This is a genomic window from Acinetobacter sp. 809848 (genome assembly GCF_000581275.1).
Lineage (GTDB): Bacteria > Pseudomonadota > Gammaproteobacteria > Pseudomonadales > Moraxellaceae > Acinetobacter > Acinetobacter pittii.
In genome coordinates, this window is sequence record NZ_JEXG01000060.1 from 1 (window position 1) to 7204 (window position 7204).

Sequence of the window (7204 nt, forward strand, 5' to 3'; positions counted from 1 at the left end):
GAGTGGGTAATAAAGAAACCTGTGGTAATAAATGCAATACCAATAATAATGCCGAAAAGCGAGCTGAGTAGGGTCATGAGGCTCCCTACAATCATTAAGGCAAAACCACCCATCATCATGGTTTTTTTACCAAAGCGATCCGCTAAGCTACCTGCCAACGATGAAGAAACCATGCCAAAGCTATACGACAAGAAAATAAGGCTAATTTGTGTCTGACTGAGTGAATAAGGTGCTCCACTTAAACGGAAAGTGGCATAGTTAAACAAAGTCACAAAAACACTAGTCAGCAAGAAACCAATCGCAAATAGGCGTAATAATTTTGTATTGCTTAAATGAGCGCGCCACATTTGCATGTGAAAATCTAAATTTAGCCCTTTTTTCTGCAAAAAATTACGCGATGCGGGAAGTAATTTTAAAAAGGCAATTGAGCAAACAAAACAGATTGCCCCAAGTAAGCCTAAGGCGGTGCGCCATGAAAAATATTCAACCAAAATACCCATGCCGACACGGCCCATCATGCCACCAAAAGCCGTACCTGCAATATATAAACCCATAGTTTTACCTAAGTGCTCAGGTGCGATTTCTTCGGCAATCCAAGCCATCGTCACTGCGGGTACACCACCAAGTAGTAAACCTTCTAAAGCGCGCGCCATCAATAAACTGTGCCAGTTCGGTGTGAACATAGAGACAATATTAAGAATTGCTGCACACAGCATTGACGTAAAGATTACACCACGACGGCCAAGGGCTTGTGAAAAGGCGCTTGATAGCACAATCGAAATCGCTAAAAAGGCAGTCGTTAATGACAGTGCCAAAGAGCTACTCGCAGGGCTAATCTGGAAGCTTTGGCTAAATGCGGGCAGGAGTGGCTGTACACAATAAATCAGTGAGAAACTGGCAAAACCTACGAGGAATAAAGCAAATCCTGCGTGTTTATAGGCTTTAGTCCCTTTGTGAATCCACTCACGGGAAAGAACAGACGTTGCCTCAGTGTTTAAGGTACTGGGTGTAGATGAAGAGTTCATATCATGACCATGACAGAAAAAGAGCAGTGCCTAAAGGCATGCTGCATCGAGAAAATTCGATAAATTAAAATTAGCAATTTGAGAGGTATTTTTCTAATATATTTAACAATAGATCATGATATGTTTTATATATAGCAATGGAACTCAGGCATATACGCTACTTTTTAGCTGTAGCAGAAGAAAAAAACTTTACCAAAGCTGCGCAACGTTTAAACATGAGCCAGCCGCCTTTAAGCATGCAAATACGAGACTTAGAAGAAGAACTCGGTGCAGATTTATTTATTCGTTCGCCACATGGGGTGGAGCTGACCGAAGCAGGGCTTGCCTTTTTAAATGCCATTCAGCCTGTACAGCAGCGTGTAGAAGATGCAGCGAGCTTAGTTAAACAAGTGGCAAATGGCGAAGTGGGTCAACTACGATTAGGTTTTACAGGCACTTCAATGTTGAACCCTTTAATTCCTAAATGCGTTCGTTATTTTCAGCAGCAATATCCGAAAGTGAATTTAAAACTTGAAGAAGCCAACACTTTGCTGCTCATCGATTTATTACTTGAAGACCGCTTAGATGTCGCAATTATTCGTTCGCCACGCAATATGCCAGATAGCCTTATTCTGCAAGAATTATTGGCTGAACCACTCATTGCTGCTTTACCTTCAGAGTCTTTTAAGCTGGACGATTCATCACAAGAAATTGATTTAACCACACTGCGAGAGCTTGATTTTATTGTCTCGCCACCATCTATTAGTGCAGGGCTTTTCGATGCGATTAAACAAGCCTGTCATGAGCGTGGCTTTGAACCGAAAATTGGACAAAATGCTCCGCAAATTGTGTCGATTTTATCGTTAGTGTCTGCAAATTTGGGGGTGTCTTTGGTTCCCGAGTCGACCAAACAATTGCAAATACAGGGTGTGGCTTATCGCTCTTTGAAAGCGCCTGTTCCTACGGTGGGTTTAGGGCTTGCTTATAAGAAACATGCCCCTTCACAAATGGCGATTAACTTTGCCAGTGTGGTGCAAGTCGCTTGTCACCACGCCAACGAAATAGATGAAATCGACTAGCTTGATTTCGGTGCTTTGTTCATCAATAAGATGCCTAAAATAATAAAAATCGCGCCATATAAAAACGATAAAGTCGGCTGTTCATGAATGAAAACCCAAGCCATAAGCGCTGCAAAAATCGGTTCAGAAAGTTCAGTGACTTGTACCTTTGCGGCACTCATATAAGACAACGCTTTGGTGGTACAGAAAAAGCCGAGGATGGTTGGCAGAACAGCTAAACCAATCAAGCCTAAAACAATGTCACTATTAAAATTAATACTGTGAAAATTAATTAAAAACGGAACGGCAAGATAAACACTGCCAAATAACAATAAATACTTGGTAAGAAACAGCCCGCCGTTTAATTTGAACTTTTTAACTAAAACCGAAAATAAGCCATAACCTGTGCCGGCAATAGAAGCATTGATTAGCATTAAAAGGCTATTTTCACCTTTCCATGAAATAATACTAATACCAGCAACTGCTAATAATGTTCCAATAAGCGAATGAATGTAGATGCTTTCTTTTAAAATGAACCGACCAAAAAATAGGGCAGAGATGGCAGCCGAAGCCATGAGTACCACCACAACATTCGCCGCAGCACCGTGGTTGTAGGCAATGGTTTCGAAAAAGAATAAAGAGAAAATCCCTAAAAAAGCACAGATAGCAATTTGAGTAAAAACGCAGAGTTTACTTGGCGTGCTGCTAATAAAAGCAAGCTTTTGGCTAACAGGGACTTTAAATAAAAACACGCTTAAAAAGAAAAAGGCGATAATGGTTTTTAAAAAGGCAATGTCTTGTGGGTTTAAACCACTGTGCATGAGTAATTTGCTAATCACACCAATAGAGGCATTTAAAGCCGCTGCACAAAGTGCAAATAGGGTTCCAATAATTAAATTATTCACTCTTATAATTCTTCCTAAGTTTTACACATGCAGTCTACATTATTTTTTTGTTGAATATTCAATTAAAATAATCAGTTAACACTTAACACCTTCCATGATTTATTCTGTATGGATTTAACCAGTTTTATAAAAACATAAACTCTTCTAAGAGACTTTTGTTTCAGAGAATTGTGATTTATGGAGCTTACTCATATTATATAATTAGTTAATTATTAAAGAATTTTAAAAATGATTAAATCGATTATTTCAGGTTGCGCGGTTCTCACACTTTCGGCTTTGGCGGTCACGCATGCAGAATTTTCTTTTGAACAAGAATTACAACAAAGCTGTAATAAAGTGAAGCAATACGCGAGCTTAGGTAAGAAATTCTACGACCAAAAACAATATAAAAAAGCGCTCGAAAATTTCCAGAACCAAGCCTCTTGGACAGCATTTTGTAAAGCCAATGCAGACGAAACCACAATTAAATTTACCGACCGAGATATTGAAGTTGCCAACAATAATGTGGGCTTAGCCTATGCCAAATTAGGCCAGCCACTTTGGGCGAGAGCATGGTTTATGCTCGATGAAAAATCAAAATCTAGCCAGTTTAATCTTAAACAGTTACCTGCACCTAAAACCTCAAATGATTTGTCTGGTGAATATGTGCGTTATTCAGGTTTTGGTGAGTGGGATCACATCACGGTAAGTCGTGAGAAGGGCCAATATGCAATTAGCTATGCTGGTTTATATATGGGACTTAGAGGCTTAATTTACGGCCCAAACATGGGTGAGTTTGGCACTACAATGCCGATTAGTAAAAAGCAAATCGTCTATAAAGATCAGGACTGCCGCATTCAGCTCGACTTTAAAACCAACGCGAAATTAGGTAACTATATTCAGGTCAAACAAAGCGAAGGCGAGTCGGGTTGTGGCTTTGGACATAACGTCTATGCAGATGGAACGTATTTAAAAGTTGAGTCTGGAAAATAAAAACGATAGGAACTAAATAATGAAAAATATATTTGCACCTCTAATACTTCTTTCAACAGTTATTTTTTCTGCTCACATTTATGCAGAGTCAACTAGCACATGCAAAGAAGTGAAATTCCAAAAGGCCGATCAAACTTGGAGTGGGCACTATTATCTAAATGGTGTGATGGAAGTGGGTTCGGAACTTTTACTTCAACCAGACGGCAAGTTTCAATGGATGCTCGCTGTTGGCGCTTTAGATCAATATGCCGAAGGCACATGGTGGAAAAATGGAGACTGTATTGGTTTAAAACCAGAGGCTAAATTTAAAAAGGATTTAAGCATTTTCCCTGAAAGCCTAACGATTTCGGATAAATCCTTAGATGCGATCTGGGAAGGTGGACGCCAGCAGGGAACATATAGCAAAAATTAAATTAAAAAGTCCGACACAGAGTCGGACTTTTTTTATAGCTTCGTTTTTAATGATTTACCGCAGCAAGTTGCTGAGCGTTATAGCGTGCGCCCATGTTTGGATATCTCGCAATAATCGCTTCAATTTCTGCCAAATCTGCCGCTGTTAAATGAAGGTCTACAGCACCTGCATTTTCCACAAGTCGCTCGATTTTACGTGTACCCGGAATTGGAATAATGTCGTCACCTTGCGCCAAAATCCAAGCCAAAGCCAGTTGAGCCGCTGTCGCATTTTTGCTTTGAGCAAATTCGCTAAATGCTTGCGCTAAGCTTTGGTTATTTTTCCAGTTATCACCCTGATAGCGTGGCAATTGACGACGGAAATCGTTTTCGTCTAGGCTACCCACATCAAGCGTATTGGTGATTAAACCACGTGACAGCGGTGAATATGGCACAAGGCTAATGCCTAACTCACGAATGGTTTGCAAATGGGTTTGCTCAAACTCACGGGTAAGTAGCGAGTATTCATGTTGAACCGCTGCAATCGGGTGAATCGCATGCGCTTTACGAACGGTTTCAGCCGACGCTTCACTGAGTCCTAAATAACGAACTTTACCTTGTTTGACCAAGTCCGCCATTGCGCCAATGGTATCTTCAACCGGAACATTCGGGTCTATACGGTGCGCATAATACAAATCAATCACGTCTGTATTTAAGCGTCTTAAGCTGTTTTCGACCGCGACTTTAATCCACTCAGGTGAGCCGTCGATATAAGACTCTAAAGAGTTTTTCGGATTAAGGTTATCTTCTTTATAGCGGAAGCCAAATTTGGTCGCCAAGAACACTTTGTCACGGTGTTTTTCTAAAACTTTTGAGAGCAAAACTTCGTTTGCGCCGTTGCCGTACATGTCGGCGGTGTCCCAAAAGTTAATGCCGAGGTCTAAGGCCTTTTCTAAAGTTGCAATGCTTTGTGTGTCGTCTGAGGCACCATAGGCAAAGCTCATTCCCATGCAACCTAAACCAAGTGCTGATACTTTTTCGCCTGTTTGTCCTAAAGTTCTATATTTCATTTTTCACACTCTTTTTTGCAAAATCACTTGAGTAGAAAAACTATAAAATGCTTTGGCTCAAACTGACGTATAACATTCAAACCAATAATTATAAAATTCAAACAATCTGTTTTTAGGCCACACAGTCTTCGCGGAACTTTTTAGGTGAAAAGCCAGTATTTTTCTTAAAGAAATTGGTGAAATACGCTGAATATTCAAAGCCTAAGCTATAAGCAATTTCAGAAATATTCCAACTGGTGTGCTGTAGCAGCGCTTTGGCTTCTTGCGTAATGCGCGAGCTAATATGCTCAGAGGTGGTTTTACCTGTGGCTTCTTTTACAGCTCGGTTTAAATGGTTCACATGCACCGACAAGCCATAGGCATAGTCATTTGCTGTTTTGAGTTTAAGCTGAAAATGGGGCGAGTCAATTGGGAACTGGCGTTCTAATAATTCAAAGAATAAATGGCAAATCCGAACCGCAGCATTGCTATGTTTTTCAAACTGTTGGGTCGGTTGCATTTTCATGGCTTCATGCACAATCAGGTGCAAATAGTTTCTTAAAACGTTGTATTTATGAATATAGTCTGAATTTATTTCAGTCATCATCTTTTTGAAAATAAATGAAATTTCTTCAACTTGTTGGTCATTTAAAAAATACAGCGGGTCGCCGTCGACTTTAAATAGTGGTGAATCTTTTAAAAAGCTTTGTCTTGACTCTTGGTTTACAAACTCTTCGGTAAATAGACAAAACCAGCCTGCCTGTTCGGGCGAATTAATTTCCCATGCATAGGGAACCATCGGGTTTGAAAACAGTAAAGCAGGGCGGTCGACTCGTATCCAGCGGTTGGCGTAGTGAAGTTCGCCTGTGCCTAAAACCAGTGAAATTTTATAATAATCGCGGCGGCTATAAGGTGTGAGGAATGAGCAGGCGTCGCGTTGGAACACGTTGAAATGTCCAAACGAAGTTGATGGAACCGAATAATCGCTATCTCTGGTTAAAGAAAAGCGGCGATAAAAATCATGTATGGTTTCCATGTTTTTGCCTGCATGCGTTATCAATTTATTTAAAGTTATAAAATTCAAACTTTATTTACTTTAGCTTTTATTTATAGTGCGATCAATCAGTACATTTAAGCAGTTTTGAAAATGAATGATAAATTAATAATGAAATGATCAGACAAACTAAACTTTAAGAAAATATATTCCTAAATCACTATGCTAATGAAAAATAAAAATAATCTTTATAAATGAATAGCCAATATCACATTGACACTTAAAAACACGCGGATTATCCTTTGCCTGCTGGCCACATTGCCAGCCGGTTGTAGCAGGCCGAGTACACATACAGCGCATCAGATTTGCTCCTTCTGAGGGGGAGATCTATGTGTAAAAAACCACCGTCCCCCTCACGTTGCGGTAGGGCGGAAGGGGGACACCTTCGGGTGTGCTGGTTCTGTATGTCCAGTCTGCTAACCTCTTTTCGTCCTGCCACCATTATTTAGCAGTAATTGTGGTAGAGCTTCTAATACATACAGGAGTTCGCACATGCGTACTATTTCATCTCTCTCATTGGCAACCTTTGCCAAAATCTTTGACTCGATACCTAACTGGTCTTTAAAACGGTTTAACCGACTCTAGGTTTTAAGCCATCGGTCATTACGACTAAAAAATCATAGCAACAATAAAACCTGAGATAGGCGAGCACACCATTTTTGTGCGGCTTTTGCATGCCTGTTTTTAGCACTCAATTTAAGAATGACGGCATTTCTATCTCTTTTATTTACAACAAGAAATTATTTTAAACGGTATACATGAAAAATTTAGA

General features: G+C 40.0%; 7 protein-coding genes. 3 read left to right on the forward strand and 4 right to left on the reverse strand.

Annotated features, from left to right (window positions below):
- Nucleotides 1-1025: multidrug efflux MFS transporter SxtP (gene sxtP / locus J536_RS23040; protein WP_032064077.1), on the reverse strand; the 1025-nt coding region annotated here is incomplete at its 3' end.
- 137 nt (nt 1026-1162) lie between these two features.
- On the opposite strand from sxtP, the gene sxtR reads away from it, so the two are divergent.
- Entirely contained in the window at nt 1163-2083 is a 921-nt protein-coding gene (gene sxtR / locus J536_RS23045) for a multidrug efflux pump transcriptional activator SxtR (protein WP_032064078.1), read from the forward strand.
- Here the strand turns inward: sxtR and J536_RS23050 are convergent.
- Nucleotides 2080-2967, reverse strand: coding sequence for a DMT family transporter (locus J536_RS23050; protein WP_032064079.1), 888 nt, complete (start codon nt 2965-2967; stop codon nt 2080-2082). The two genes, sxtR and J536_RS23050, sit on opposite strands and share 4 nt — an antisense overlap.
- 228 nt (nt 2968-3195) lie before the next feature.
- On the opposite strand from J536_RS23050, the gene J536_RS23055 reads away from it, so the two are divergent.
- Together J536_RS23055 and J536_RS23060 are read left to right on the forward strand one after the other, a co-directional pair.
- Nucleotides 3196-3939: a hypothetical protein gene (locus J536_RS23055; protein ID WP_032064080.1), complete on the forward strand. Its 744-nt coding sequence runs from the start codon at nt 3196-3198 to the stop codon at nt 3937-3939.
- A gap of 19 nt (nt 3940-3958) precedes the next feature.
- The gene (locus J536_RS23060; RefSeq protein WP_032064082.1) at nt 3959-4351 is read left to right on the forward strand and encodes a hypothetical protein; all 393 of its coding nucleotides are present in this window, start codon (nt 3959-3961) and stop codon (nt 4349-4351) included.
- A 46-nt stretch (nt 4352-4397) separates the two neighbouring features.
- Here the strand turns inward: J536_RS23060 and J536_RS23065 are convergent, their stop codons facing one another.
- Both J536_RS23065 and J536_RS23070 read right to left on the reverse strand, forming a co-directional pair.
- Nucleotides 4398-5399: an aldo/keto reductase gene (locus J536_RS23065; protein WP_032064084.1), complete on the reverse strand. Its 1002-nt coding sequence runs from the start codon at nt 5397-5399 to the stop codon at nt 4398-4400.
- A gap of 112 nt (nt 5400-5511) precedes the next feature.
- A complete protein-coding gene (locus J536_RS23070) occupies nt 5512-6414 on the reverse strand; it encodes a helix-turn-helix domain-containing protein (RefSeq protein ID WP_002052189.1) in 903 nt (300 codons plus the stop codon).
- Between the last annotated feature and the right edge of the window lie 790 nt (nt 6415-7204).

Coding starts and splice junctions, on each gene's coding strand:
- J536_RS23055 (WP_032064080.1), top strand. CDS start 3,196: ATGATTAAATCGATTATTTCAGGTTGCGCGGTTCTCACACTTTCGGCT.
- J536_RS23070 (WP_002052189.1), bottom strand. CDS start 6,414: ATGGAAACCATACATGATTTTTATCGCCGCTTTTCTTTAACCAGAGAT.
- J536_RS23065 (WP_032064084.1), bottom strand. CDS start 5,399: ATGAAATATAGAACTTTAGGACAAACAGGCGAAAAAGTATCAGCACTT.
- J536_RS23060 (WP_032064082.1), top strand. CDS start 3,959: ATGAAAAATATATTTGCACCTCTAATACTTCTTTCAACAGTTATTTTT.
- sxtR (WP_032064078.1), top strand. CDS start 1,163: ATGGAACTCAGGCATATACGCTACTTTTTAGCTGTAGCAGAAGAAAAA.